Source organism: Exiguobacterium sp. s127 (assembly GCF_018618695.1).
In the GTDB taxonomy this organism is placed as follows: Bacteria; Bacillota; Bacilli; order Exiguobacteriales; family Exiguobacteriaceae; genus Exiguobacterium_A; species Exiguobacterium_A oxidotolerans.
Genome location: NZ_JACSMO010000002.1, coordinates 135294 through 161722, shown reverse-complemented (window position 1 = coordinate 161722; position 26429 = coordinate 135294). Strand labels below are relative to the sequence as shown.

Annotated in this window: 26 protein-coding genes; 2 read left to right on the top strand and 24 right to left on the bottom strand. The window is 45.8% G+C overall.

Features of this window, described 5'->3' with window-relative positions; genetic code table 11:
- Positions 1-71: 71 nt before the first annotated feature.
- The 3 genes from KNP98_RS03865 to KNP98_RS03855 all read right to left on the bottom strand — a co-directional run bounded on the left by KNP98_RS03865 (position 72) and on the right by KNP98_RS03855 (position 4223).
- The gene (locus tag KNP98_RS03865; protein WP_034801484.1) at positions 72-1424 is read right to left on the bottom strand and encodes a DEAD/DEAH box helicase; all 1353 of its coding nucleotides are present in this window, start codon (positions 1422-1424) and stop codon (positions 72-74) included.
- 68 nt (positions 1425-1492) lie between these two features.
- Positions 1493-2446 (bottom strand): sugar ABC transporter substrate-binding protein, encoded by a 954-nt coding sequence (locus tag KNP98_RS03860; RefSeq protein ID WP_214769909.1) that lies wholly within the window; start codon positions 2444-2446, stop codon positions 1493-1495.
- Positions 2436-4223, bottom strand: a complete 1788-nt coding sequence (locus KNP98_RS03855; protein ID WP_088836563.1) for a two-component system sensor histidine kinase NtrB — start codon at positions 4221-4223, stop codon at positions 2436-2438. The genes KNP98_RS03860 and KNP98_RS03855 overlap by 11 nt, the downstream gene beginning before the upstream one ends.
- A 147-nt stretch (positions 4224-4370) precedes the next feature.
- On the opposite strand from KNP98_RS03855, the gene KNP98_RS03850 reads away from it, so the two are divergent.
- Complete coding sequence (locus KNP98_RS03850; RefSeq protein WP_214810720.1) at positions 4371-5318, top strand: 4-hydroxy-3-methylbut-2-enyl diphosphate reductase; 948 nt, start codon at positions 4371-4373, stop codon at positions 5316-5318.
- A gap of 395 nt (positions 5319-5713) precedes the next feature.
- Here KNP98_RS03850 and KNP98_RS03845 read toward each other — a convergent pair whose 3' ends face one another.
- The 21 genes from KNP98_RS03845 to rpsU form a co-directional block, all read right to left on the bottom strand.
- Positions 5714-6829 (bottom strand): Nif3-like dinuclear metal center hexameric protein, encoded by a 1116-nt coding sequence (locus KNP98_RS03845; RefSeq protein WP_088836561.1) that lies wholly within the window; start codon positions 6827-6829, stop codon positions 5714-5716.
- Positions 6829-7545, bottom strand: a complete 717-nt coding sequence (locus KNP98_RS03840) for a tRNA (adenine(22)-N(1))-methyltransferase (RefSeq protein WP_088836560.1) — start codon at positions 7543-7545, stop codon at positions 6829-6831. Before KNP98_RS03840 ends, KNP98_RS03845 begins: the two co-directional genes overlap by 1 nt.
- 144 nt (positions 7546-7689) lie before the next feature.
- On the bottom strand, positions 7690-8031 hold the full coding sequence (cccA, locus tag KNP98_RS03835; protein WP_029332948.1) for a cytochrome c550: 342 nt from the start codon (positions 8029-8031) through the stop codon (positions 7690-7692).
- Between the two features lie 155 nt (positions 8032-8186).
- Complete coding sequence (rpoD, locus tag KNP98_RS03830) at positions 8187-9272, bottom strand: RNA polymerase sigma factor RpoD (protein WP_012369736.1); 1086 nt, start codon at positions 9270-9272, stop codon at positions 8187-8189.
- A 34-nt stretch (positions 9273-9306) separates the two neighbouring features.
- A complete protein-coding gene (gene dnaG, locus KNP98_RS03825; protein ID WP_353048324.1) occupies positions 9307-11103 on the bottom strand; it encodes a DNA primase in 1797 nt (598 codons plus the stop codon).
- A gap of 127 nt (positions 11104-11230) precedes the next feature.
- Positions 11231-12040, bottom strand: coding sequence for a pyruvate, water dikinase regulatory protein (locus KNP98_RS03820; protein WP_214810719.1), 810 nt, complete (start codon positions 12038-12040; stop codon positions 11231-11233).
- Positions 12041-12054: 14 nt separating this feature from the next.
- Positions 12055-12684 carry a transcriptional regulator CcpN gene (gene ccpN / locus KNP98_RS03815; protein WP_029332945.1) on the bottom strand — a complete coding sequence of 210 codons (630 nt, stop codon included), beginning with the start codon at positions 12682-12684 and terminating at the stop codon, positions 12055-12057.
- 19 nt (positions 12685-12703) lie between these two features.
- A complete protein-coding gene (glyS, locus tag KNP98_RS03810) occupies positions 12704-14764 on the bottom strand; it encodes a glycine--tRNA ligase subunit beta (protein WP_214800967.1) in 2061 nt (686 codons plus the stop codon).
- Positions 14757-15647: a glycine--tRNA ligase subunit alpha gene (gene glyQ / locus KNP98_RS03805; RefSeq protein WP_029332943.1), complete on the bottom strand. Its 891-nt coding sequence runs from the start codon at positions 15645-15647 to the stop codon at positions 14757-14759. Before glyQ ends, glyS begins: the two co-directional genes overlap by 8 nt.
- A 285-nt stretch (positions 15648-15932) precedes the next feature.
- Positions 15933-16682, bottom strand: a complete 750-nt coding sequence (gene recO, locus KNP98_RS03800; RefSeq protein ID WP_029332942.1) for a DNA repair protein RecO — start codon at positions 16680-16682, stop codon at positions 15933-15935.
- Between the two features lie 3 nt (positions 16683-16685).
- On the bottom strand, positions 16686-17594 hold the full coding sequence (gene era, locus KNP98_RS03795; RefSeq protein WP_029332941.1) for a GTPase Era: 909 nt from the start codon (positions 17592-17594) through the stop codon (positions 16686-16688).
- Positions 17587-17985, bottom strand: a complete 399-nt coding sequence (locus KNP98_RS03790; RefSeq protein ID WP_029332940.1) for a cytidine deaminase — start codon at positions 17983-17985, stop codon at positions 17587-17589. The genes era and KNP98_RS03790 overlap by 8 nt, the downstream gene beginning before the upstream one ends.
- A 49-nt stretch (positions 17986-18034) precedes the next feature.
- Positions 18035-18385 (bottom strand): diacylglycerol kinase family protein, encoded by a 351-nt coding sequence (locus tag KNP98_RS03785; RefSeq protein ID WP_088836557.1) that lies wholly within the window; start codon positions 18383-18385, stop codon positions 18035-18037.
- Entirely contained in the window at positions 18382-18858 is a 477-nt protein-coding gene (gene ybeY / locus KNP98_RS03780; protein ID WP_029332938.1) for an rRNA maturation RNase YbeY, read from the bottom strand. The genes KNP98_RS03785 and ybeY overlap by 4 nt, the downstream gene beginning before the upstream one ends.
- Positions 18855-20912: an HD family phosphohydrolase gene (locus KNP98_RS03775; RefSeq protein WP_214765424.1), complete on the bottom strand. Its 2058-nt coding sequence runs from the start codon at positions 20910-20912 to the stop codon at positions 18855-18857. The genes ybeY and KNP98_RS03775 overlap by 4 nt, the downstream gene beginning before the upstream one ends.
- Before the next feature lie 37 nt (positions 20913-20949).
- On the bottom strand, positions 20950-21912 hold the full coding sequence (locus KNP98_RS03770; protein ID WP_088836555.1) for a PhoH family protein: 963 nt from the start codon (positions 21910-21912) through the stop codon (positions 20950-20952).
- 160 nt (positions 21913-22072) lie between these two features.
- On the bottom strand, positions 22073-22516 hold the full coding sequence (locus tag KNP98_RS03765) for a hypothetical protein (protein ID WP_088836554.1): 444 nt from the start codon (positions 22514-22516) through the stop codon (positions 22073-22075).
- Between the two features lie 13 nt (positions 22517-22529).
- Complete coding sequence (gene floA / locus KNP98_RS03760) at positions 22530-23513, bottom strand: flotillin-like protein FloA (RefSeq protein WP_029332934.1); 984 nt, start codon at positions 23511-23513, stop codon at positions 22530-22532.
- A complete protein-coding gene (locus KNP98_RS03755; RefSeq protein ID WP_034801219.1) occupies positions 23510-24019 on the bottom strand; it encodes an NfeD family protein in 510 nt (169 codons plus the stop codon). Before KNP98_RS03755 ends, floA begins: the two co-directional genes overlap by 4 nt.
- 194 nt (positions 24020-24213) lie before the next feature.
- Positions 24214-24660: a GatB/YqeY domain-containing protein gene (locus tag KNP98_RS03750; protein WP_029332932.1), complete on the bottom strand. Its 447-nt coding sequence runs from the start codon at positions 24658-24660 to the stop codon at positions 24214-24216.
- A gap of 21 nt (positions 24661-24681) precedes the next feature.
- The gene (rpsU, locus tag KNP98_RS03745) at positions 24682-24855 is read right to left on the bottom strand and encodes a 30S ribosomal protein S21 (RefSeq protein ID WP_012369719.1); all 174 of its coding nucleotides are present in this window, start codon (positions 24853-24855) and stop codon (positions 24682-24684) included.
- A 311-nt stretch (positions 24856-25166) separates the two neighbouring features.
- On the opposite strand from rpsU, the gene KNP98_RS03740 reads away from it, so the two are divergent.
- On the top strand, positions 25167-26420 hold the full coding sequence (locus KNP98_RS03740) for a dicarboxylate/amino acid:cation symporter (RefSeq protein ID WP_088836553.1): 1254 nt from the start codon (positions 25167-25169) through the stop codon (positions 26418-26420).
- The last annotated feature ends 9 nt before the right edge of the window (positions 26421-26429 follow it).

The following is a 26429-nucleotide window of genomic DNA, read 5'->3' as shown; positions in this document are numbered from 1 at the left end:
ACCAAACGTCGGAAAAAAAACAAAAAATCCCTAGGACGAGAAGCTTCTTCTCATCCGTAGGGAAACGTGACTTATTTTGATTTACTCGCATTCGCCTTACGTTCTGCACGTCCGACGCCACGCTGTTCTTTAATCCGCTCACGTTTTGCTGTTTCTTTTAACTTATACTGGTGTTTCTTTTTATAGCCAGGTTTGACGCGTTTTTTCGCTTTAGCCGCTTCACCTGATAAACGGCTATGTGCCGTTTTCGAGACAGCCGTCTTCATGTGTGGTTTCGCACGACGACGCTCTTTGACTTCGCTGACTTGACCACTCTTGACATCGACATTGATGAATTCGATGCCACGGTCTTCAAGACGGTTGATTGAACCATTCTCATGATCTTCAAACAACGTGTACGCAAGTCCTTCTTGGTCGACTCGACCCGTCCGTCCGACACGGTGCACGTAGAAATCAAGATCTTTCGGAATCCCGTGGTTGATGACATGTGAGACACCCGAAATATCGATGCCGCGTGCTGCTAAATCCGTTACGATAACGTATTGGAATTTCGCTTCGTTGATTTCTTTGATTGCTTGTTTCCGGCGTCGTGCGGGTAGGTCACCGTGAAGTGAACCGACATTTAAGCCTGCTTCAAGGAACGATGCTTCAAGTTCAATCGCTTCTGTTTTCGTGTTTGTAAAGACGAGACAGATGTACGGGTTGAGTGCTTTCGCTAATTTCAACGCTAAGTCTGAACGATCACGGTGCTTGACGGGAACCGTATGATGGACGATTTTTTTCGCCGTCTGTTGTTTTGGATCAACATGTGCATAACGTGGGTTGTTCATATACTTCTTGAGAAACGGTTGAAGTTTCTCAGGAATCGTCGCTGAGAAAACCATCATCTGAAGTTTCTCAGGAAGTGCTTGGGCAATCCGGTCCACTTCTGGTAAGAAGCCCATGTCAAGCATCTGATCGGCTTCATCGATGACATAGTTTTTGACGAAGTGCGGTTTTAACGCTTGCTCTTTAAAGAGGTCTAAAATGCGACCTGGCGTCCCGATGACGATTTGTGGTGAAACTTTGACGCGCCCGATTTGACGTTCACGATCCATCCCACCTGTGATGAGGCTCGTTTTGATATAGTCTGGGTTCTTCACGAGAATTGATTTTAATTCTTCGTGGATTTGCCATGCTAATTCACGTGTCGGTGCAACGATGATTGCTTGCATTTCTTGTAATTCTGGATTGATGTTTTGAACCATCGGTAAGAGGAATGACAAGGTCTTCCCTGTTCCAGTTTGTGATTGACCAATGATATCGCGACCCTTAAGGGCAGCCGGAATAATCCGTGATTGAATATCCGTTGGTTTTTTAATACGTGCGTCTTCGAGTGCTTCGACGACGAACGGGTGCAAATCAAAATGGGTAAATCCATTCATCTTCGTCACCTTCCTTTCTCCTGCTTAAACAACTAAAAGTGATTGTGTCACTTTTATCATCTATTTACTTAGTTCAACATGGGTATGGGTCTACTACCGTCATACAGATAAGAATACGTATAGAAACGATCTGGAATTTTTTTATTTTTCGTATGAAGCTTCAACGCGCTGAAGGCGACTTGCATCATCTCTTCAGCGGACTGGACAACCGTCGCATCCATCGATTTCATGTCAACAGCTTCTAATATAGCACGATTCCCGTCGATTCCGACAACTATTTTTCCGGAAATGTCTGCTTTTTTCAAGGCTTCGAGCACACCTAACGCAATATCGTCATTATGACAGTAGACCGCATCGAATTCCGTACCGGACTCGATGATCCGACGCATGACGCGTTCTGATGTCACCGGATCATAGTCACCACTTGCTGAATTGACAATCGATATCCCGGGTTCTGTCACGATTCCTTTGACGAATCCGGTATGCCGTTCATTCGTCGTGTGTATGTTCGTCGTCCCCGTAATTTCAACGACTTTTCCTGTTGCAGTTCCATTTCGTCTAATCAGTTCGTTTTTGACATATGAAGCAAGTTGTTCACCAATCATCTGATTGTTCGACGTCACCGAGCTGACGACTGCATCAGATCGAATCAATCGGTCAATCGCAAAAACGGGAATCCCATTTTTTTCTGCTTCTTCTAATGCGCTCGTAATATAAACATCGTCAAACGTCGTGATAAATATCGCGTCGACCTTCAATTTGATGAATTCACGAATTTGCTCTCGTTCACTGATGCGGGAGTTATGTGACGTCGCCACGACGGCTTCATACTTATTTACTTTTGCCTCGGCTTTAAACGCTGTAATCAACCGTTGGGCGAATTCATGTTTATCGTTGACGATTGTAAAGGCGACAACGTCACGGTCAGGATTTTCCTCCTGACCTACGAACAGATTTGAAATCAGCAGGATTGAGGCCGTCCAAACAAAGAGGACAAGCAACCATGACTTATTAAACTTCATCCTGGTCTCCTCCTCGTGGTAAGTGAATTTGGACTGTCGTACCGACACCAACCTTGCTATCGAACTCAATTTTTCCATTATGCTCACGAACGATGCGACTTGACATATAGAGACCTAAACCATTGCCATCCGCTTTCGATGTCTTAAAGGCTTGCCCAATCGTTTCGAGTTGGGGTTCTGTCATGCCGACACCATTATCTTGAACAATGAAGACGAATTGATTCGTGTAGACGTGTAGATGCAAATGACAAATCCCATCTGCACCACGCGACTGCACTGCTTGTAAGGCATTACGAACACAGTTCGACAAGATTTGTGACAATCCATTTTCAGAGGCATAGAGATTCGGCATATGCGCCGGCGTATAAATTTTACAATCTGCTGCTTCTGCGTATGTCTCGGCGTGTAAACGCGCTTCTGCTTCCATGATGAATTTAAATTTTTTCATGAATTCGTTCATGTCAATCATCGACATCTTTAATACCTCGCCGCCACCTTTAGAGAGGTCGAGCATCGTCTCAATCATTGCGTTGGCACGATCTAGTTCTGATAAGGCTAACGCCAACATTTCCGGACTATTGTTCTCTTGCTCCGTCAAAAGTTGGAGCGTCATTTTGACTGGCGTCAATGGATTGCGGATTTCATGCGCGATTCCTGCCGCGAGCTGACCGAGCGAGGCTAATTTTTCTTGGTGTAACATCGCTTGTTGTTGACTCAATTGTTCGACTCGCGCGTTTTCCATCCGCTGGGCATACTCATTGTAAGCAGACACTAATGTTTTTACTTCGTTCGACCCCGATCGTTCCAATTCAATCGGTTGTGGCGTCGTGCTTTTTTCGATTTTTTGTACGAGCTCGAGTAAGGGTGCTGTCAGTTGACGTGACATGAGGTACCCGACGATTAGACTGAGGACGAGCGTCAACGCTGCGATGACAAGATATTGTTGCCGTGTCGTATACACGGGTTCGTAAAAGACACTCCGGGGTGTCCGAACAAGAATTTTCCAATCCGTCACTTTTAAATCACGTGCAAAATAATACATGTCTTTGTTCGTACTGAAGATATCGTATGGTTCTACCGTTTGAAATGCCCGGTCGACGACACTTTGAGTCAAGACACGTTCTTTGTCGGTCACGAGGTTTCGCGAAGTCGCGAGTGGCTCTCCTTTACTGTTAAAAAGATAGGCCATCGTTTCGTCGTCGAACGATTCGAGTGAATTTCGAAAGACAAGTGAATTCATCAGACTTAATCCACCACCAAAAATCCCAACCCGTTCACTGCCGTTACGAACCGGAACATACATATACGTGAGATAATCCGACTGTAACGGATATCGTTTACTCATATGAAAGTCTGTACTCGTCAAGGCCTGAAGAAAATCATCATCTTCTAGAATCTTTGAATTTCGGATGCGTCGATCTTCACTAGAAAACCATGTGAATTTTTTAGTCTTTAAATCATAGTAGAAGAAACTCTTAAAACCCGTATCGATATCGAGTAAGTTCGTTTCGCGAACGACTCGTTCTAATTCATTCATATTGTCGACATTCAATTGCAGACCCATGATTTCTTCATGTAAATTCCCGATACTATCACGGAGTGCGTTGCTCGAGACCTCAACACTGTTTTCACTTTGTTTTTCCGTTTGCTGTTCAACCCGTGAAATCGTCACACGGTCAGCTGTGAAAGCAAGTGCCGCGATGACCAGACAAATTAGAATGAACAAAACAGCGGTGATTTGAAAAAAGTAAGACCGCATCATCTTTTTTGTCTCCAACGTATTGCCTCCTTCTCCATGATTTTTACAACTCAATTAGTATATCATGTTATCACTCTTGAATAGACTCCTCTATTTTCAATCATCTGCAATCAATGGTACACTCTAACTAATCATTCTTTCTACGCTAAAGGAGAATCAACACTTATGTTAGTAAAAAAAATCAGCCCTCGTGGTTATTGTTATGGTGTCGTTGACGCGATGAAGTTAGCGCAACAAGCCGCAATGAATGAAAACTTGCCACGACCTATCCATATTCTCGGTATGATCGTCCATAATGCTCACGTTACACATGAATTTGAACGAATGGGTGTTTTGACAGTTGATGGTCCTGATCGTCTTGAAGCACTCGAAACCATTAGAGAAGGAACGGTCATCTTTACAGCGCACGGAATTTCACCTGCCGTCTATGCGCGCGCTGCTGAAAAAAAATTAACAGTCGTCGATGCGACATGTCCTGATGTCACGCGCACACATGATTTAATCCGGACTGTCGTCGCTGATGACTATGAAGTCATCTACGTCGGAAAACACGGACACCCGGAACCAGAAGGTGCAGTTGGCGTCGCTCCTGAACATGTCCATTTGATTGAAAAAGTCGAAGACATCGAAGCATTGCCTGCCCACTTATCAACCAAAAAAATCATCGTCACGAATCAAACGACGATGAGCCAATGGGATGTCCAGGCCTTAATGGAACATGTCCGTAAAAAGTACCCGCACGTCGAAGTCCATAATGAAATTTGTAACGCGACGCAAGTCCGTCAAGAAGCTGTCGCCGATCAAGCGGGCGATTGTGATCTTGTGATCGTCGTCGGCGATCCACGTTCGAACAACTCGAATCGCTTGGCACAAGTTTCATTTGATATCGCAGGTACCCCAGCTCATCGTATCGGTGATTTGACTGAACTTGATTTAACATGGCTCGAAGGCGTGAATCAAGTCGGTGTCACTTCAGGTGCTTCTACACCAACACCAATCACGAAAAAAGTCATCGATTTCTTACAGCAGTATGACCCAGCTGATATCAGCACACATGATAAAACACCATTTCTTGAATTGCGTCGGATTTTACCAAAAGTAAAAATCTTGTAATAGACATTTAAAAACCGTACGGAACCTTAAGGTTCCGTACGGTTTTTAGACTGTAGACAAACTCTTATAAAGAACTAAAATTCTATAGCGAGATGTTATCAGTTCGCGCTTCCCTGTCTCGCCTCGTCTTCAAAGCGGCAATGTTCCGCGCCGTTACAGCAAAGCTGCAGGGTCGCGACCGATTGCTTTTCGCGGTTCTAAAGCGATTCAAGACGGATTTCGCTTTAAACCGTCTGCATGCCTGGATTTTCGTCACGGTATTACCTAAAAAGCGTCATGTTTCGTTGACTCCTACGGGAAAAGCAACGAAACATGACGCTTTTACCTTCCGATATCACTTTGTCTACACGCAAAAAACCGTACTGCACTTTAAAGTGCAGTACGGTTTTTTGCGTTCATAAAAATTTGAATGGATTCGTATTTGTCGTCGAGACGACCAATTCGACGTCGCGGATTTTTCGTTCCTCAAAACGTTTCTTCAGCTCATTGACGACGCCTTGTTTCATGACTGACTCGACGTGATGTCCAGGATCGACGACTGCCAAGCCGAGCGCCATTGCATCATGGGCGACGTGGAAGTACAGATCGCCCGTCACGAGGACATCTGCCCCGGCAAACGCCGCTGTTGAAACATGTTTATTGCCGTCTCCACCGAGTACGGCGACTTTTTTTATGAGGCGGTCCGATTCTCCCACAAAACGCAGGTTTTCAACACCGAACACATCACGGACATGTTCTGCGAACTGACGTAACGACACTGGTCGTTCGAGGTAACCGATTCTGCCAAGCCCTAACGGCTCAGCTGTCCGCTCCTGGCGCATGATATCATAAGCGACTTCTTCATAGGGGTGCGCTTTTTTCATCGCACGAATCACTTGTTTTTGATTCAGTTCCGTAACGATCGTCTCAATTCGGACTTCAGAAACTCGTTCGACTTGTCCGACATTGCCAATGTAAGGTACTGTCCCAGTCTCAGGTTTAAATTGCCCAGTCCCTACACTATGAAACTGACAGGCGCTGTAAGCACCGATTTGTCCCGCTCCTGCCTTCGTAAGCGCTTCTGATACCTGTTGTACGGCTTCTTGCGGAACGAAGACAACAAGCTTATAGACCGCGTTTTCAAATGTAGGTGACAAAACCGTTGTGTCGGTCAGTCCGATGGCTTCTGCCATCAAATCATTAACACCGCCTTGTGTTACGTCGAGATTCGTATGTGCCGCGTAAACGGCAATCTTATGTTCGATACACTTCATGACGATTCTTCCAGTCGCCGATTGATCGTTGACTTGCGCTAATTTACTAAAAATCGGCGGGTGATGGGCAATGATTAAATCGACGCCTTTTTCAATTGCTTCATCGACGACCGACTCCAAGACGTCAAGCGTCACCATGACACGCTTCACGTCTTTATTCAGCGTACCGATTTGTAGACCGATCGGATCCCCCGGCATCGCAAATTTTTTCGGTGAAAATGCTTCGAACTGTTCGATAATGAATTGACCGTTCGCCATCAGCTCGTCACCTCTTCCATTTTTTCGATCAAGCGGCGGATTGTCGTGATTTTTTCTTGGAGGAGCTCCGAGTCATTCCCACGCTGCATTTGTTCTAAAATAAATTGACGCTTTTGTTGTTCTGCTTGCCATTTTTCAATGAAAGCAGGTGCTTTTTCTCGCATGAGTTGCGGTCCAAATAACAATTCCCACTTCCTGATGTCCGCGTCCTCTGCGTAAATCATTTCTTCTCCTTTTTCTGCAACGAGAATCTCGTAAATCTTTCCATTCTCTTTAACGATGGCTTCCGATAGTAACGCATATCCATGTTCAAGTAACCATTTTCGAACATCGACAGCATCGACGTTCGGTTGAAGAATCAAGCGTTCTTCGCCCGATAAATGCGCCTTCCCTTCCTCTAAAATCGTTGCGATGAGCGTTCCACCCATGCCGGCAATCGTCACAGCCGTTACTTCTCCTGGAGTGAGAACCGTCAAACCACTCCCGAGACGTACTTCAATCTGTTCGTCTAATTGAACAAGCGCGACTTGCCCTTGTGCCGCTTCCATCGGCCCCACATTGACTTCGCCTGCGATGGCACGTTCGACTAAGCCTTGTTGGATACAATAACACGGGACGAATGCGTGATCGGAACCAATATCCGCGAGGACTGCTCCTTGTGGAATATATGAGACTACTTTTTTTAATCGTTGATCTAATGTGACGTGTGTTTGCAATGTATGTCATCCTTCCTCTTTCTAATCCATCTCTTTTTAAAATAGCTGACTTAGCCCAAAAAAGAAATACCGTGCTGTATGGCTTTTCCCAAATTCGTACAAGAAAAAAACACCTATCTCGGAGAAGAGACAGATGTTTTTGACTTATTTCTTTTCTGCAAGCCATTTCGCTAAAACAGTGGCTTCTTCGTCGTTAGCAAGACCCCCAGGCATTTGCCCTTTACCATTCATAGCGATGTCTTTGATTTCTTCTTCTTTAAGCTTCGCACCGACTTTAGTTAAGTTCGGACCTGCTCCGCCTTCGAGATTGCCGCCGTGACATCCTGTACATCCTTTTGATGCAAATAGATCTTCTGGCTTCATTTCAGCTGTTGATGGACCCTTTTCAGCTTCTTTCGCCTGATCTACGCCAAAGTATGACAATGAAATCATGGCAATGATTGCGATGATCGCAATCGCTGCGAACGGTACTAATGGATTACGCATTTGGATTTCCCCCCATATTCTATACCCAACCAAGTTGGTGACTGAATGGTATTCCCCGTTACTATTCTACTGTAAAAAAAACAGAGAAGGAAGAAAAAAACAAAACTTTTTCTTCCTTCTCACCAAATTTTCATATTTTCTTCACACTTTTAAAATCAATCCAAGAAGTCTTTCAGACGTTTTGAACGACTCGGGTGGCGAAGTTTACGTAAAGCTTTCGCTTCAATTTGACGAATCCGCTCGCGCGTAACACCAAATACTTTACCGACTTCTTCAAGCGTCCGTGTCCGACCATCATCAAGACCAAAACGAAGACGTAACACGTTTTCTTCCCGGTCCGTCAATGTATCGAGGACATCTTCAAGTTGTTCTTTCAATAATTCATACGCAGCTGCGTCTTGAGGCGCCGTTGCGTCTTGATCTTCAATGAAATCACCGAGATGCGAATCGTCCTCTTCCCCGATTGGTGTTTCGAGTGACACCGGTTCTTGAGCGATTTTTAAAATCTCACGTACTTTCTCAGGTGTGATTTCCATCTCTTTTGAAATTTCTTCAGGCGTCGGTTCACGTCCTAAGTCTTGTAGGAGCTGACGTTGAACACGAATCAATTTATTGATCGTCTCGACCATATGAACCGGAATCCGGATTGTACGTGCTTGGTCAGCAATCGCACGGGTAATCGCCTGACGAATCCACCATGTTGCGTAGGTCGAGAATTTGTATCCTTTTGTATAATCGAATTTCTCGACCGCTTTGATTAATCCCATGTTTCCTTCTTGAATCAAGTCGAGGAACAACATACCACGTCCGACGTAACGTTTTGCAATCGAGACGACAAGACGTAAGTTCGCTTCAGCAAGACGCTTTTTCGCTTCTTCATCGTTTTGTTCAATTCGTTTTGCAAGTTCGACTTCGTCCTCTGCATTCAAGAGATCGACACGACCGATTTCTTTCAGGTACATCCGGACAGGGTCATTGATTTTAACACCTGGTGGGACAGAGAGATCGTTTAAATCCGCCTCTTCTTTATCGTCACCCGTACCATCGTTGTTTACTTTGATACCTTCAGTCTCTAACAATTGAAGAAACTCTTCAAATTGTTGCGCATCCATCGATTCAAATGAGCTGAGCTTATCTTCGATTTTTTGATGCGATAGTTCCCCATTTTTATGTCCGAGCGCGATTAGTTCATCCTTCGCGAGACGGAGTATTTCTGCTTCTGATCTTGCTTTTTCTGCCATCGAACCATACACTCCTTCCACATCATGCAACAGGTCATCGATCTTTTAAGCGTCGTTTCCGTTCGATGATTGCCTGCATTAGTTCCGCTTGAGCACGGATATCTGTTTGTTGATTCAAACGTGACTTCTCTTCATCGAGTGTCCGTCGTTGTCGTTCATTTTGAACGGCGCGTATATAATGACTCAACAAATCCGGATCGTACTCCGGCATGAGCATAAACTCTAAATCGGCGACGATTCGTTGAAGCGATGCATCTTGTAACATCGTCAAGAAGCGGTCCGGATTTGCCGGAGCACCTGCTCCATAAAACTCATATAATTTACCGGCGATCAGCTGATGCGCCGGATCATTAAAATCGACTCCGAGTTGATCTCGGACTTCCATTCCAACCTCCTCTGACCGAATCATGTAAGCAAGTAAAAAACGTTCTGCTCGCTTCCAGTTCGTAAATGTTCGGTCTTGAGGTGCTGCGACGTTCGTTTGTCGTTCGACGCGACGTTCCTGCTTTACTTTAGGTGCTTGTAACGGTTTCACTTGTGACAATAACGATTCTTTCGATAACTGGAATTCTTCCGCTAGCTTACCAAGATAAATATCTCGAAGCAGAGGATTCGTTGTCCGATTAATCTCCTCAAGCATAGTTTCAATATATCGAACGCGTTCTCCTTCTAATCGCAAGTTTTTTCCTTGACGAAAATAAAAAGATTTGAATTCAAGACTTGAAACCCGTTCTTGTTCCACTAGACGAATAAATGTTTCTTCGGAATGAGTTCCGATGTACGAATCCGGATCTTCTTCATCCGGTAGCCGAATGACGGAACAATCTACCGCAACATCTTCAAGAAGACGTAATGCTTTAATCGTCGCTGCCCGACCGGCTTTGTCTCCGTCATAGCAAATAATGACTTCATCGACGATCCGTCCAAGATTTTGTGCATGGACAGGAGTTAAGGCCGTTCCTAAAGAGGCTACGGTATAGGATATACCCGCTTGAGCGACTCGTACAACATCTAAATTGCCTTCTACGAGCACAACTTGTTTATTTTTACGCATCGCGCCCCGTGCTTGTGCAAAACCGAACAGTAATTCACTTTTATTGAAGAGCGGTGTCTCTGCCGTATTGACGTACTTCGGGTCTCTTCCATCAATGGAACGTCCACTGAATCCAACAACCGTGCCATCACGATCTGAAATCGGAAAGACGACCCTGCCGTTAAATCGATCGCGATAATCGCCATCTCTACCTACAGAAATCAATCCAGCTTCCACCATTTCATCCAAGTCAAAATTACGCCGGGTCAAGGAGTCGACTGTAAAACGTTCTTGGTCTGGAGCATAGCCGAGTTTAAATTCACGCATCGCCGATTCGCCAATTCCCCGTTTTTCAAGATATTCACGACCGGCGTCACCAGCGGCTGTCTGTAACATGACTTCATGGTACAAATCAGCAACGATTCGATGCGCTTCACGCATCCGGTATTTCTTTTCTTGATCCGGTGTCGATTCAGTCTGATCAGATCGCTCGAACTCCGGTAATGTCACGTCCGTTCGATCAGCGAGTTTCGAGACGGCTTCCGGAAAACTCATCCCTTCCGTTTCCATGACGAAGGTGATGGCGTTTCCGCCCGCTCCACAACCAAAACAATAATACATTCCTTTATCAGGCGAGACCGAAAAAGAGGGGGATTTTTCTGAATGGAATGGACATAACCCTGAATACCGATTCCCTTGTTTTTTTAATTCTACACGTTCAGAGATTAATTCAACGATATCCGTCGCTTGGCGAACCTGATCGACCAGTTCATCCGGAATTCTTTTCAATCGTCCCACCTCCTCTTCTCAACTCTTATATATATACCCGCAATGAAACGGAACGAATACTCGTTCCGTTTCATTGGAAAAATTGCATCATCTCATTTATCAGCTAGACTAGTATACTACGCAAGTACTTTCTTGACTAGTCATGCGCCTTTCCTGAAATTCCCGTCAAAATCAAGTTCGCTGTTTCTTCAACTGCCTTATTCGTCACATCGATGATTTGACAGCCAATCCGCTCATACAATTTTTTCGCATAATCAAGTTCACGATTGATGCGATCGATTTGTGCGTAGGCAGCTTCCGGTTTCAAACCAAGCGAACGTAACCGTTCCATCCGGATATCAATCAACTTCTCAGGAGAAATCAATAATCCGAAACACTTTTCTTTCGGAATATCGAAAAGTTCTTCTGGTGGTACAGATTCCGGAACGAGAGGAACATTCGCAACTTTGTACCGTTTCAAAGCAAGGTATTGTGAGAGAGGAGTCTTCGACGTTCGTGAAACACCAATCAAGACGATATCAGCTCGTTTAATTCCACGCGGATCCCGACCGTCATCATACTTCACAGCGAATTCGACTGCTTCGATTTTCCGGAAGTATTCCTCATCCAAACGATAAATTAGCCCTGGCTCTTCTTTCGGTTGCATCCCGAGTCGATCTTCCATCGTATCAAGCAACGGTCCAAGTAAGTCGATTGCTTCGACTTCGTGAGCCTTCGCCGTCTCCGCAAGCAAATGACGGTGCTTCGCATGGACGATCGTATAAACAATCGTCGCCCGCTCTTCTTTCGCATGCAAAACGAGATCATAAATCACTTGATCGTCATCGACGAATGGGATCCGGACTGTTTCAATCGCCCGCTCCGGAAATTGAATCGCTGCTGCACGAACAACAAGTTCACACGTTTCACCCACTGAATCACTGACTACATAAATACGTTGTCTCATCTGTGAGCCTCCTCTTAAATTTCTTCATCTCTTGCTAACGCGACCAGTACTTTCGTCATGTTCGTCTTCGTCATCCGTCCGACGACTTTCAGGATGCCATCACTGTTTTCAACGACAGGCATCGAGTCGATTTGTTTTTCGATCAACTTCATCCCGGCCCCGATCAATGTTTCCGTTTTCTCACACACTGTCAAGTTCGGCATCCGCGTCATGATGATATTAACGGGCAATGAATCGAGTTCTTGGTTCCCGATTGCAGCTCGTAAAAAGTCTTTTCGTGATAAGACACCAACGAGTGCATGATCATTGCCAACGACGAAGAGCGAACCGACATCTTCTAAGAATAAGTGAACGATTGCGTCGTAAACGGTCATACTCTCATGAATCACCTTGGCAGAAGACATGAACTCGCCGACTGTCAACGTGTCGAGTTTCTCATGAAGCATCGAGGCGTTCTTTTTACCAACATACATATACCCGACGCGCGGACGCGCTTCGAGCATTCCTGTCATCGTCAAAATCGAGAGATCTGGTCGTAATGTCGCCCGCGTCAAGGAGAGCTCGGACGCAATTTGCTCTCCTGTGATCGGACCATTTTCTTTGACGATTTGGAGTATCTTTTTCTGCCGTTCATTTAACTTCATCGGCTCATCCGTCCTTTGTTTACACTAAAGTGAGTGCATTGAATCGTGCGACCGCTTGAATCGCGTCCGCGAAACGTTTCATTTCGCTTAAACGGTTCGATCGAATCGCATCGTCTTCTGCCATGATCATCGTCCCATCAAAATAGGCTGTAATGGCTGGAACCGTTGATTCAAGTGCGCCCATCGCTGTTTCGAAATCAGATTGCTCTACTGCCGCTGCGACTTGTGGAATGACCTGTTCGATTCGTTCATGTAAAGTACGTTCCGCTTCATTTTCAAAAAGCTCCGGATTGATAGTAACGACCGTTTCCGCTTTTTTCGAGATGTTGAGTACACGGCTCAACTGTTCGACTGTTTTCTTGAATGTGTCCCGTTGCGTCGCCGCTTCAAGCATTGCTGCTCGTTTTTCATTCGCTCCGACCGTCATATCAAGTTGAAGTGCTGCTTCAACGACGTCATGACGATACCCTTTTTCCGATAAACGGAACTTGAGGCGTTGACTGAAGAATTCTTGCATCGCCACTTTTACTGATTCTGCATCTGTCTGATAAAGACCTGCTTTAATTTGAGCTGTCACTACGAAATCAATCAGTTCAACGAGTGTCATTTGGATATTGCGATCCGCTAAGACTTGGACGATTCCCTGAGCCTGGCGGCGTAACGCATAAGGATCGGCAGAACCGCTTGGAATCATACCAACACCGAAGAAGCCAGCGACGCTGTCCAACTTATCGACGACGGCAAGTAGCGTCCCGGTTGGTGTCGCCGGACTTTCATCCCCAGCGAAGCGTGGCATGTAGTGCTCGCGGATCGCCGCTGCGACTTCCTTGTCTTCTTGTTTCATGTTTGCATAACGCTCGCCCATCAAACCTTGGAGCTCCGTGAACTCATAGACCATCTGACTGACGAGATCGAATTTATAGATATGACCGGCACGATCGACTTTCGTTCTGTCGGCTGAGAAGCGGTCTGCAAGCGCAAGCGCCATCTCACGTACGCGGCGAACTTTTTCACCCGTCGTTCCAAGTTTTTCATGGAAGACGATTTTGTCGAGACGGGCTGCTTGTGCGTCGATATCCGCTTTCTTATCTTCTTCGTAGAAGAATTGCGCATCGGCAAGACGGGCGCGAATGACTTTTTCATTTCCGCGGGCGACGTTCTCGATGTGTTGCGCGTTCCCGTTACGCACCGTCACGAAATAATGCAGTAACGTACCATTACGTTTTACAGGGAAGTAGCGTTGGTGCTCTTTCATCGTCGTGATTAAGACTTCTTCCGGCAATTCAAGGTACGCTTCGTCAAACGCACCGAATAAGGCAGTTGGATATTCGACGAGGTTCGTGACTTCTTCAAGCAGTGACGCATCGATCGGTACTTCGAATTGTTCTGATTGTGCTAGTGCTTCGATTTGTTCTTCAATCATTTGGCGGCGTGCTGCATAACTGACGATGACATGCTCACCAGCCAATGCTTCGACATACGCATTCGGACGTAAAATCGTGATGTCTTGACCAAGGAAACGATGGCCACGTGACGTTCGTCCTGTTTCGACTGATGCGACTTCGAACGGAATGACTTGATCGTCAAGTAAGGCAATCAACCAACGGATCGGACGCATGTAACGGAGCGGTTGTGTACTCCAGCGCATGTTTTTCGGGAAGTTCATCGCCTCGATCACTTGTTTTAGCCCTGTCAATAACGTCGCTGTTTCTTGTCCTGCTTCCTTACGCGTCGCATAGATGTATTCGACTCCTTTTTCTTCACCAAGGAATAGATCATCTGTCGTCAATCCTTTTCCACGAGCAAATCCTTCCGCCGCTTTCGTCCAGTTCCCGTCCGCATCTTGCGCGATTCGTTTAGCTGGTCCTTTTAACGTTTCTTCCAAATCCGTTTGGCGTTCCGCGATTCCTTTAACGAGAACAGCGAGACGGCGCGGTGTTGAAAAGGCTTCGACTGTATCAAATGTAATCCGTGCTTCTGTCAAAAATGTCGTTACACGTTCCTTCAGTTGTGTTTCAGACTGCAAGACGAAGCGTGCCGGCATTTCTTCGAGACCGATTTCAAGTAATAATTCATGCATGTGATTCACCAGCTTTCGATTTAATCAATGGGAAACCTAAACGTTCCCGCTCTTCGATGAAACTTTGAGCACAACGGCGCGACATGTTCCGGACACGGTGGATGAATCCTGTTCGTTCCGTCACGGAAATCGCTCCTTTTGCATCGAGCAAATTAAAGGTATGTGAGCATTTTAAGATGTAGTCATACGCCGGGAACACAAGGTTTTCGTCGAGCGCCCGGTTCGCTTCTTTTTCATACTGATCAAACAATGTGAACAACAAATCAACATCTGATGTCTCGAACGTATATTTGGAATGTTCGAATTCTGGTTGATAGAAGATATCGCCATAGCGGAACCCGTCCGTCCAGACTAAGTCAAAGACACTTTCGACATCTTGAATATACGACGCGAGACGCTCGATACCATACGTGATTTCCACTGCAATCGGATTACATTCAATTCCACCAACTTGCTGGAAATATGTGAATTGCGTGATTTCCATCCCGTTCAACCAGACTTCCCAGCCAAGACCTGCTGCACCAAACGTCGGGTTTTCCCAGTTGTCTTCGACAAAACGAATGTCGTGTTCAAGCGGATTGATGCCGAGGAGTTCTAGACTTTGTAAGTAGAGTTCCTGAATGTTGTCAGGAGACGGTTTCATGATGACTTGGAATTGATGATGTTGATACAACCGGTTCGGGTTTTCCCCGTATCGTCCGTCAGCCGGGCGACGTGACGGCTCTGTATAACAAACGTTCCACGGTTCTGGTCCTAAGCTCCGTAAGAATGTCATCGGGTTCATCGTCCCGGCACCTTTTTCTACATCATATGCTTGCATCGTCAAACAACCTTGTTCCGCCCAAAATTTCTGTAACGTCAAAATCATGTCTTGTACTGTCATTTTCAAGAGATCCACCTCCAAAATTTATAAGGAAACACAAAAACGTCCCTATGTACAACATGGTTGTACATAGGGACGAGACAAGCCCGCGGTTCCACCCTACTTGCATGCGTAGCATGCCACTCTTTTACGGGAACACTCAAAAATGCCGTTCACACCCGTTTCATATCCAGCTCACACTATCCTGGAATCGCTTGAATGAAGAGGAGGTGCTACTCCTTTTTCTCATCGTGTTCGTTTAGTTAGTTCTTCCGCACTTATTCTACCGAACGTACGCGTAGTCTGTCAATCATTCTCAAGGTTGAGCAATTGATCGAGAACGCGCTTCGATCGTAACCGAAGTCCACTATAACGTTCCATGTAGGCATCCATGATTTGACGCAGTAATCGTTTCGTTTCCGGCTTGACCGTGACCGTACCGATCCGTGAAAAATCATAGACGGAAAAGACATAGAGCATCTTTGCAACTGACTCCTGCAAGAATACGGCATACTCATCTTCATGACGATGGCGCTTACAGAGCAGTCCGCCATGGTTCAGCGAAAAGGCGAAAGGTGCTTCCGTACTCCCGCAAATCGTACAGCCGTTTAAGTGCGGAGCGATACCAAGATGACGCAACAAGCGTAGTTCAACAATGAACGATACGACATCCGGATCAAGTCCTTCGTCCATCGCCTCCAGTCCGTCGACGAATAAATCATACAACGTCGGATAGGCGACGCGTTCGTCAAGTGCCTTATCCGCAAGTTCGAGCAGGTACATCGCATATGACATCAAGAGGACATCTTGCCGGATATGTGAATACCCGGTGATGACATCCGCTGATTTTAATTGACCGAGTCCACGTGACCTCGGGTAGACATAGACCGCCCGAATAAACGGCTGACTTGCTGCATTAAACCGGCTACCCGGTTTCTTCGCACCACGAGCCATGACGGCGAGCTTTCCGTATTCACGCGTCAGCAACGTGATGATTTTATTCGATTCACCATACACGACCGTTCGTAATACGAGCCCTTCCGCCTTATCAATCATCGCTTAATACTCATCGTCGCGGAAGCCGAGTTCACGCAATTGTCCGGCTTTGTTACGCCAGTCTTTTTGCACTTTGACCCATAGGTTCAAATAGACTTTCGTTCCGAGAAGCATTTCGATGTCCGTCCGTGCTTCAGACCCGATTTCCTTGAGGAGTGCCCCACGTTTCCCGATGATGATGCCTTTTTGCGAATCACGTTCGATTAAAATCGTCGCGTGGACGTCGACCATATTGCCGTCCTCACGTGTTTTGATTTGATCAATCGCAACTGCGATCGAATGCGGTACTTCGTCTCGTGTTTTTTGTAAGACTTTTTCGCGAATCATTTCCGAGATAATAAAGCGTTCCGGATGATCCGTTACTTGATCGGCCGGATAATACATCGGTCCTTCTGGTAAAAGTTTCGCAACCTCACCGAGGAGCGGTTCAACATTATTACCTTGAAGAGCAGAAATCGGCACGACCGCTGCAAACTCTAATTCGTCTTTATACGACTCAATGATTGGCGGAATGTCATTCGGATGAATCAAGTCGACCTTGTTCATGACGAGAATGATTGGCGTATCAAGGCCTTTCAACTTCTCGATGATGAAGTCGTCGCCTTTTCCTTTTGGCTCCGTCACGTTGATCATGAAGAGAATCGCATCGACTTCACGCAAAGCGTTTGTCGCAACTTTCATCATGAAGTCACCGAGCTTATGCTTTGGTTTATGAATTCCTGGCGTATCGATGAAGACCGTCTGCACATCATCCGTTGTGTAAACACCTTGAATCTTGTTTCGTGTCGTCTGTGGCTTATCTGACATGATTGCAATTTTTTGACCGATGACACGGTTCAAAAACGTCGATTTCCCGACATTCGGACGACCGATGATCGAGACGAATCCCGATTTAAATCCTTCTTTAAACATTGAGATCTCCCTTCGTGAACGCACCTGGTAACAATGCGCCAACGGTTGTTTCTGTGACATCACCTGTTAAGTTCGTCAAATAGATTGGCATATCTGCATCACACATTTCGAACAGGACTTGGCGGCATTGTCCGCATGGTGCTACTGGACCTTCCGTGTCTGCTACGACAGCCATCGCTGCATATTCACGTGCATCTTGTGCCCATGCTGAGAAGACGGCTGTCCGCTCTGCACAGTTGCAGAGACCGTAAGCGGCGTTTTCGATGTTACACCCGTGGAACACTTGTCCGTCTTTTGTTAAGAGAGCAGCTCCGACTTGGAACTTCGAATATGGAACGTACGCTTTTTCGCGTGCAATTTTAGCTTGTTCGAGTAATTGTTCTGTTTTCATGTCATTTTTCCCCTTTTAGCAACTTTGTTGGCCAAAAAAGGCCGGATTCTTATTGTACCAAATATGGGACGAAGATGCATAGTGCAATCACAATTGATGTAAGCGCCAACACTAAAACTGCACCGCTTGCGATGTCTTTTGCCGCCTTGGCTAACGGATGCCACTCTTTCGTCACTAAATCGACCGTTCTTTCAAAAGCTGTATTCAGCATTTCCGCACCTAGAACGGTACCGATCGTTAAAAATAAGATGGCACGTTCAACGGACGAAAGTGGGAAATAAAATGCTGCAATCGTGACGACTAGTCCGAGAACAAAATGAACTTTCATATGTCGTTCTTCTCGAACGGCTTGTCGGATGCCCGCTAGCGCATGGACAAACGGAACCCACCAGGACTTCACAACTCGCCTCGATACAACTCGAAGTGATGTAGAATTTCCTCCTGACGTTTTGTCATGACTTCTTCATCTGCCTTTTCGATGTGGTCATACCCTAACAGATGTAAAAAACCATGGACGGCTAGAAAACCAAGTTCCCGCTCAAACCGATTTCCATATTCAGCCGCTTGTTCCCGACACCGTTCGACGGAAATGATTAAATCACCCAGTACAACGGGTTCGTCTTCTAGTAATTGAAAGTCAATTTCATCTTCTCCGAGCTCATCCATCGCAAACGAAATGACGTCCGTCGCTTGATCTTTCCCACGCCAGTCGCGATTGATTTCTCTGATTTCTTCATTTGTCACGAATGTGACGGACAGCTCACTATTGACTTCGACTTCTTCTTGTTTCGCAGTATAAATAAGAATCGATTCGACTAAGCGCTGCTGTTCCTCGCTCAATAAGTTTCCCTCGTCTGTCATATAAGTATTCATTTCGTTTCCTCTTTCTTTAATTCAGGATATTCAATCCGTTCGTGGAACAATCCCGAAAGCGTATGACACGCACTTTCCCCGACACGATAAATGTCACGTGTCGTAATGTCACATTCCGCGAATTGATCGTCGAGCATCTTCTCTCGAATGATTTTCGAGACAAGATCACGAATCCCCTCTTCAGTCGGAGACTTCATCGAGCGGACAGCTGCTTCAATCGAATCCACAATCATGATGACTGCCGCTTCTCGTGTCTGTGGTTTTGGTCCACTGTAACGGAATTCCGCTTCGTTGACTTCACCTTGCTCCGTTGCTTTTACATAGAAGTAGCGGAGTAACGACGTACCGTGGTGCTCTTGGCAAATCGCGACGATTGCCCCCGGGATTTTTGCTTCTTGTAAGAGTTCTACTCCATCATCCGTATGCGCTAAAATAACACGCGCCGACTCGATTGGTGTCAATCGATCGTGCGGATTACGGCCATGTTGATTTTCGATGAAATAAAGCGGACGGCGGGTTTTCCCAAGGTCATGATAATAAGCACCAACTCGCGCAAGTAACCCATCTGCCCCGATTGCTTCACATGCCGTTTCAGCTAAATTCGCGACCATCATACTATGATGATACGTTCCTGGTGCTTCGACCAGTAATTTCTTTAATAACGGATGTGTAGGATTTAACAGTTCTAATAACCGTGTCGGAGCCAAGATTCCGAAAGTCATTTCTAAAAATGGTAACAAACCAATCGCGAAGATAGCACTCAATACGCCGCTCGCGATCGCAAACGCCGTTAACGTTAGCGTTTCCTGAAGTTCAAGTTGCCCACTGCGCATCAATAAGAAGGTAAAGAAGACAACGATGTTCGCAGCAGAAATCATTAAACTACTCAAGAAAATCCGTCGTCGTGACAAACTCGATTGTAAAAAGAATGTCGCGACGAGTCCGCCTACCACTAAGTAAATCGCAATGTTAAAACTAAAGTTTTGGTTCGTGCTATAGAAAAATGTGCCGGCAAGCGCCATAAAGAGTGTGCTGGACAAGGCGATTCGTTCATTCAGCAAATTTCGTAAAACGAGTGCCGCGAATGCCGTCGGTGTCAACAAGTACAGTACAGGATTGATATCCTCTGCCAAAAACGCCATTCCGTATGTCACGACAAGTTGCAAAATCACGACAAGATAGACAAGACCGAACAAACGTACTTTACCCATCTTCGCGTATCGAAGATTTGAACGAGCGATGAATCCATATAACAGCAACGTCATTAAACCACTCAAAAGTAACGTTCCTAACAATGGTTTGAACGACTTCCGGTCAGAGATCAATCCGACAAGCTTAAGCTGACGGTATTCATCTTGCGAAATCACTTCACCACGCTTAACGATAACCTCCCCTTCAGAAATGATGACAGGTTCGACTTTATCGCTCGTTTGATTTCGTAATTGCTCCGTCTTCTCAGGGTCATACACGTAGTTCGTGACAATCAATTGATCGGTCAATGCCTTACTGACCGCTTTTAATGAAAAAGATAATGGTGTTCGGTCGATGTCGAGCCGTGCATTCTCACGCGCTTCTGCTAACTCTCCGTCCTCAGAAGAAATCCGCTGTTTCATTGCTTCTTCAATTGCCGTAATCACCGCGTCACGTGTCGTGCTTCGAACGGACGAAGAAGACGTCGCAAGCAAACGCAATTCATCATCTTTCAATAAATCAGCCGCCTCTGTATTTCGAAGCCGCTGCTTAATCCGTCCGATGTCTTCTGCCTTCGTTATACCTTTTAAGCTCGCAAAGAGTTGTTCCACCTTATCAATTTGTTGCGATGCATATTCTTTTTTGACCGTATACTGACTGTCAATCGCAGCTACGGTATTTTCTTTAATCTGTCTGGTCGCTTCACGGTCTTCGATGGTCAAAGGAGATCGGATATCTTCTTCCGCGATAGAGAAGGCTTCTGCCGCCAAAGCTTCCGGACGAACGGACACATACATCATCGTTGACACGATGATGTAAAATCCAATCGTCAGCAAGCTGATCCACAGTCCTATTTTCCGCATGTCTTAGTCCCCTTCCCCTTACTTTCATGGTTGAGTTTCAGCCGATTTCTTGGCTGTACGCATCAATGATTTTCCGGACAAGTGGATGACGAACGACATCAGCAGAACTGAAGTGTTCAAAATGAATGCCTCGAACATCACCTAACAAATTCAAGGCTTCTTGCAATCCAGAGGCTTTTCCCCGAGGCAAGTCGACTTGCGTCAAATCTCCTGTAACAATCATTTTCGAATGAAATCCGAGTCGCGTCAAAAACATTTTCATTTGTTCTTTTGTCGTATTTTGAGCTTCATCCAAGATGACGAAGGCATGTTCGAGCGTTCGTCCACGCATGTAGGCAAGTGGAGCAATTTCAATCACACCGCGCTCTAATAAGCGCGCCGTATGTTCGACACCTAACACATCATGGAGCGCATCGTATAACGGACGAAGGTAAGGATCGACTTTTTCTTTTAAGTCCCCCGGTAAGAAACCTAGACTTTCACCAGCTTCAACAGCAGGACGTGTAAGGACAAGCCGTTTCACATGCCCCTCTTTCAGGGCTTTCGCCGCCATGACGACAGCTAAATACGTTTTCCCTGTCCCAGCAGGTCCGATTCCGAACGTTAAATCGTATTTCTCAATACCGCGTACATAACGTGCTTGACCTAGTGTTTTTGCACGTAATGGTTTTCCTTTATGATTCGTATGAACGACGGTGTCATATAATTCAAGTAATTCATCGACTCGATTTTGTCGTGCCAATTGAATTGCACTTGTTGCGTCACGCTCCGTTAAAACTGCCCCACGATTCACGAGCTGCGTGAGAACGCCGATGACTTGTGTCGCCAGTCTAATCGAGTCCTCCATTTCTGCTTGAACAACCAATTCATCACCTCGATGAACGAGCTGAACATCAAGTTCTGCCTCCATTGTTTTAAGCACCGCATCATTCGGTCCAACGAATGCTTGCGTCTGATCTGAATTCGAGAATGCGAATGGAATTCTTTCATTAAATATCACGTTATGATTGGCCTCCTAATGATGGACAACAGTATGTCATCGCCACAAATCTATTCTCTTCTACTTTAGCATTTCCTAATAATAGATGGAAAGAAAAACCCATCTTGTTGAAACACCTAAAAAGGTCAGCTCCCCTTAAAATTAGGAAGCTGACCTGTTCTTATGAATGGGGTGTTTTCGTTTTACGTTTTGAAACGGGTGGACCGAGGACTTCACTCCAGATGATGGCACGACGTGCTTCTTCTTGCGTCGTTTGCATCCCTGTTTTCTTGACCGCTTTCGTCCCGATTGCTCCTTCGGCGATTGAACCTTTAATCTGTCCGATATTCGTACTCGTTTTAGAAACCAGTTGACGATCCGTATGCCGTTGCATGTCCGTTCGACGATCTTCTAACAGCGGACGTTGCTGTTTCTTTTTTACAGCCGGCGGTGCATCATCCTTCGTCATCGCTTCCGCCTGCCCCACCATGTTCTTCACATAATCCCCAAACTCTTTTGATGGCGTCCTTGTCGGTTGGTTAGCTTTACTTTTATCTGCCGCTTTAGAAATGACAGAAATGACGCCAAATGCCACCATTAAACCGACCCAGATTAAACTTCCCATCCTACATCATCCTTTATTGTGAGTCATTCGGCGAAGACTGACCACCAATTGCCTGGCGCATCTTCGTATCTGCTGTCACGTTGAGGTAATTCGCATAATCCATCACGCTGAAGTTTCCGTCACGAAGCGCTTCCGAAATCGCAAGCGGGACTTCCGCTTCGGCTGCAACAACTTTCGCTCGCATTTCTTCGACACGTGATTTCATTTCTTGTTCGCTCGCAATCGCCATCGCACGACGCTCTTCCGCTTTCGCTTGGGCGATGTTTTTATCCGCTTCCGCTTGATCCGTTTGAAGAACAGCACCGATATTTTTCCCGATATCGATGTCCGCGATATCGATTGATAGAATTTCGAACGCCGTACCGGAATCAAGGCCTTTCGCAAGAACCGTTCGTGAAATCATTTCCGGATTTTCAAGCACTTCTTTTTGATCGTGACACGAACCGATTGTCGAAATGACACCTTCGCCGACACGGGCGATGACTGTTTCTTCACCCGCACCACCGACAAGACGGTCAATGTTAGCCCGGACTGTGATTCTTGCTTTTGCTTTTACTTCAATCCCGTTCATCGCAACACCTGCGATGAATGGTGTTTCGATGACTTTTGGATTAACTGACATCTGTACTGCTTCAAGCACGTTTCGTCCTGCCAAATCAATCGCGGCCGCACGTTCGAAACTAAGTTCGATGTTTGCACGATGCGCGGCAATCAACGCATTGACAACACGGTCGACGTTACCACCGGCAAGAAAATGACTTTCAAGTTGGTTCGTATTCAAGTTTAAGCCAGCTTTGACGGCTTTAATTAACGGATTGACGATTTTAGATGGTGTGACGCGACGTAAACGCATTCCAACGAGTGTGAAAATCGAGACGCGGACGCCGGCCGCCAAAGAACTAATCCACAGTGGGATTGGAACGAGCGTAAAGAAAATTGCGAGGAAGATTAAGACTCCTCCGGATATGAGTAGGACCGTTAACAGTTCAGGTGTCATGTGATTGACTCCTCCTTCGTAGTTTGGACTCGAACGACGACGCGTCCGTGTGTCACTTCTTTGACGATAATTCGCTCACCAGAGCCGATAAAATTCCCTTCAGTCACTGCATCGATCCGATTCCCATCGATTTCAATCGTTCCAGCAGGTCGTAAAGGCGTCAAACTGATACCTTCCTTGCCATTGAGTTGAACTTTCTCTTCATGTGACAAATACCCTTTTTCCGACGATGTCGAATCCGTCAAAATCAAACCTCTCCATAACAATGACTGGTTGGATTTGATTCTTCGGTATGCCCAGTATCCTGCCGCCAGCGACAAAAATACGGATAGACCTATCGCAAGGCCGACTTGACCGACCGTCGCACCCGCCATGATCAGGCTCGCGAGGACAGCACCGATACCCACAACTCCAAAGATACCGAATCCTGTGACGAATATTTCGATCAGCAACATAACGACACCGACCAAGAAGACCGCTAAAATCATCCCTAAGCTAAAAGACATTACTCCGTTCACCCCTTTTTATCAGAATCAGACGCTTCTCCCCTTTTGAAACACATTTCTTTGTTACTCTTATTATATACGCTTTCACCCATTAAAAGGTTTCACAACTCTTTTAATTTCTAATTATTCCGATAATATGTGTCAAAAAAACAAATAAAAAAAAAAGGTATCCCGTGGGATACCTTCAAAATTGATCAATTTAATTGTTGTTTAACAAGTCGATTAATCAAAGCACCGTCCGCCTTGCCCTTAAGCTGCGGCATGACGACACCCATTACTTTCCCCATATCAGAAGGAGCAGAGGCACCCGTCTGTGCAATAGCTGCATCAACGATTTCCTGAACTTCTTCTTGAGAAAGTTGTTTTGGCATATAAGCTTCGAGCACGATAATCTCTGCTTGAATCTTCTCGACGAGGTCGTGACGATCAGCGCTTTCGAATTCTCGGAGGGAGTCGTTGCGCTGTTTCATCTCACGTGAGAGTATAGTTAGCTCTTCCTCATCAGTTAATTCTTGCTTACCGAGTTTAATCGCTTCATTTTGCAGGGACGACTTCACCATCCGAATCGTCGTCAGACGATCTTTCTCACGCGAACGCATGGCTTCCTTCATATCCGCTGTCAAACGCTCTTGAAGACTCATGAGGATACACCCTCTCTAACGTTAGAACTTCTTACGCTTACGCGCAGCCTCCGATTTAAGCTTACGTTTTACACTTGGCTTTTCGTAGTGTTTACGTTTACGAACTTCAGCAAGCGTACCATCTTTTGAAACACCACGTTTGAAGCGACGAAGTGCGTCTTCAAGTGATTCATTTTTACGTACACGAGTTTCCACTAGTTTTCCCTCCCTCCGATATTACCGACTAAAGGAAACGTGTCAGACACGTCATATAACATTATAGTAGGAATGTACAGAATGGTCAATAGTTGATTGACATGTTCTCATTACATCCTTGATATGTTCCTTTTTGTTCCTTTCTATAGTCTCATGTCGTCCCATTATTTACAACAGATTCATCTGTTTTACCTAAAAAAACGCGGCACTTTTTGTAAGCGCTTTCTTAAAATCATTAAAATGTTTTGTCAAAACAGTGAATGATGTGTCAAAATATAAACAGTTATCTGAAAAAGGAGTTGGTATTATTTATGAAAGAAGCAAAACGAGTCATCTGGGGTCTTCTCATCGGTATCGCCTTAGGACTTGTCCTAGCCGCTCTACCTGACAAGACGATTTACGAAAAATTAAATATGTATGCCTTACAACCAATCGGGACGATTTTCTTGAACCTGATTAAAATGCTTGTTGTACCGATCGTCTTCTTCTCCATTTCCCTCGGTGTCATGGGTCTCGGGAACCCAAAAGAATTGGGTCGTGTCGGCGGAAAAGCCATCGGGTTTTTCTTATCGACGACAGCAGTTGCGATCATCATCGCACTTGGTCTTGCCTTATTAATCAAACCGGGCGAACGTGGTACTTTCTCGACGGAAGGACTCTCAAAGGCAACCGGTGAGATTCCTGATACAAGTATCATCAATACGATCGTCGGGATGTTCCCGACAAACCCGATCACGGCGATGGCGGAAGGTAACATGCTCCAAATCATCGTCTTCAGTGTGTTCGTCGGGTTCGGAATTACGTTCTTAGGTAAGAAAGCAGCAACGCTTCGTTCGTTCATCGAACAAGGCAATGACTTGATGACGTACTTAATCACACTCGTCATGAAAATGGCGCCGCTCGGAGCTTTCGCCTTGATCGCTTCAGCCGTTGGTTCATTAGGTCTTAAATCATTACAAGCAATGTTCGCGTATATGTCGATCGTCGTCTTATCATTAATCGTTCATTCATTATTCACATATGGTTCTGCCGTCTCTTTGATCGGAAAAATGAATCCGATCTTCTTCTTCAAGAAGTTTGCACCCGTCATGATGTTCGCCTTCTCGACATCTTCGTCGAACGCAACACTTCCGGTCGCGATGCAAACGGCGCAACGTGAACTTAAAGTACCACGGTCTGTCTCAAGTTTCGTTCAACCGCTTGGTGCGACGATCAACATGGACGGAACAGCAATCATGCAAGGGGTCGCGACCGTTTTCATCGCGCAAGTCTATAATGTCGATTTAACACCAGGACAACTCGCGACGGTCGTCTTGACTGCCGTTCTCGCGTCTGTCGGAACAGCTGGTGTGCCTGGAGTCGGCCTCGTCATGCTGACGATGGTCCTCCAGTCGGTCAACCTTCCCGTCGAAGGAATCGCCTTAATCATCGGGGTCGATCGTCTACTCGACATGATGCGGACTGCCGTCAACGTCACTGGTGACGCTGCTTGTGCCGTCATCGTAGCGAAATCGGAAGAAGGTAACTTAAAAGATAAGGAAGTCGAAGACGAGCGCTACGCGTAAGTTTTCCGC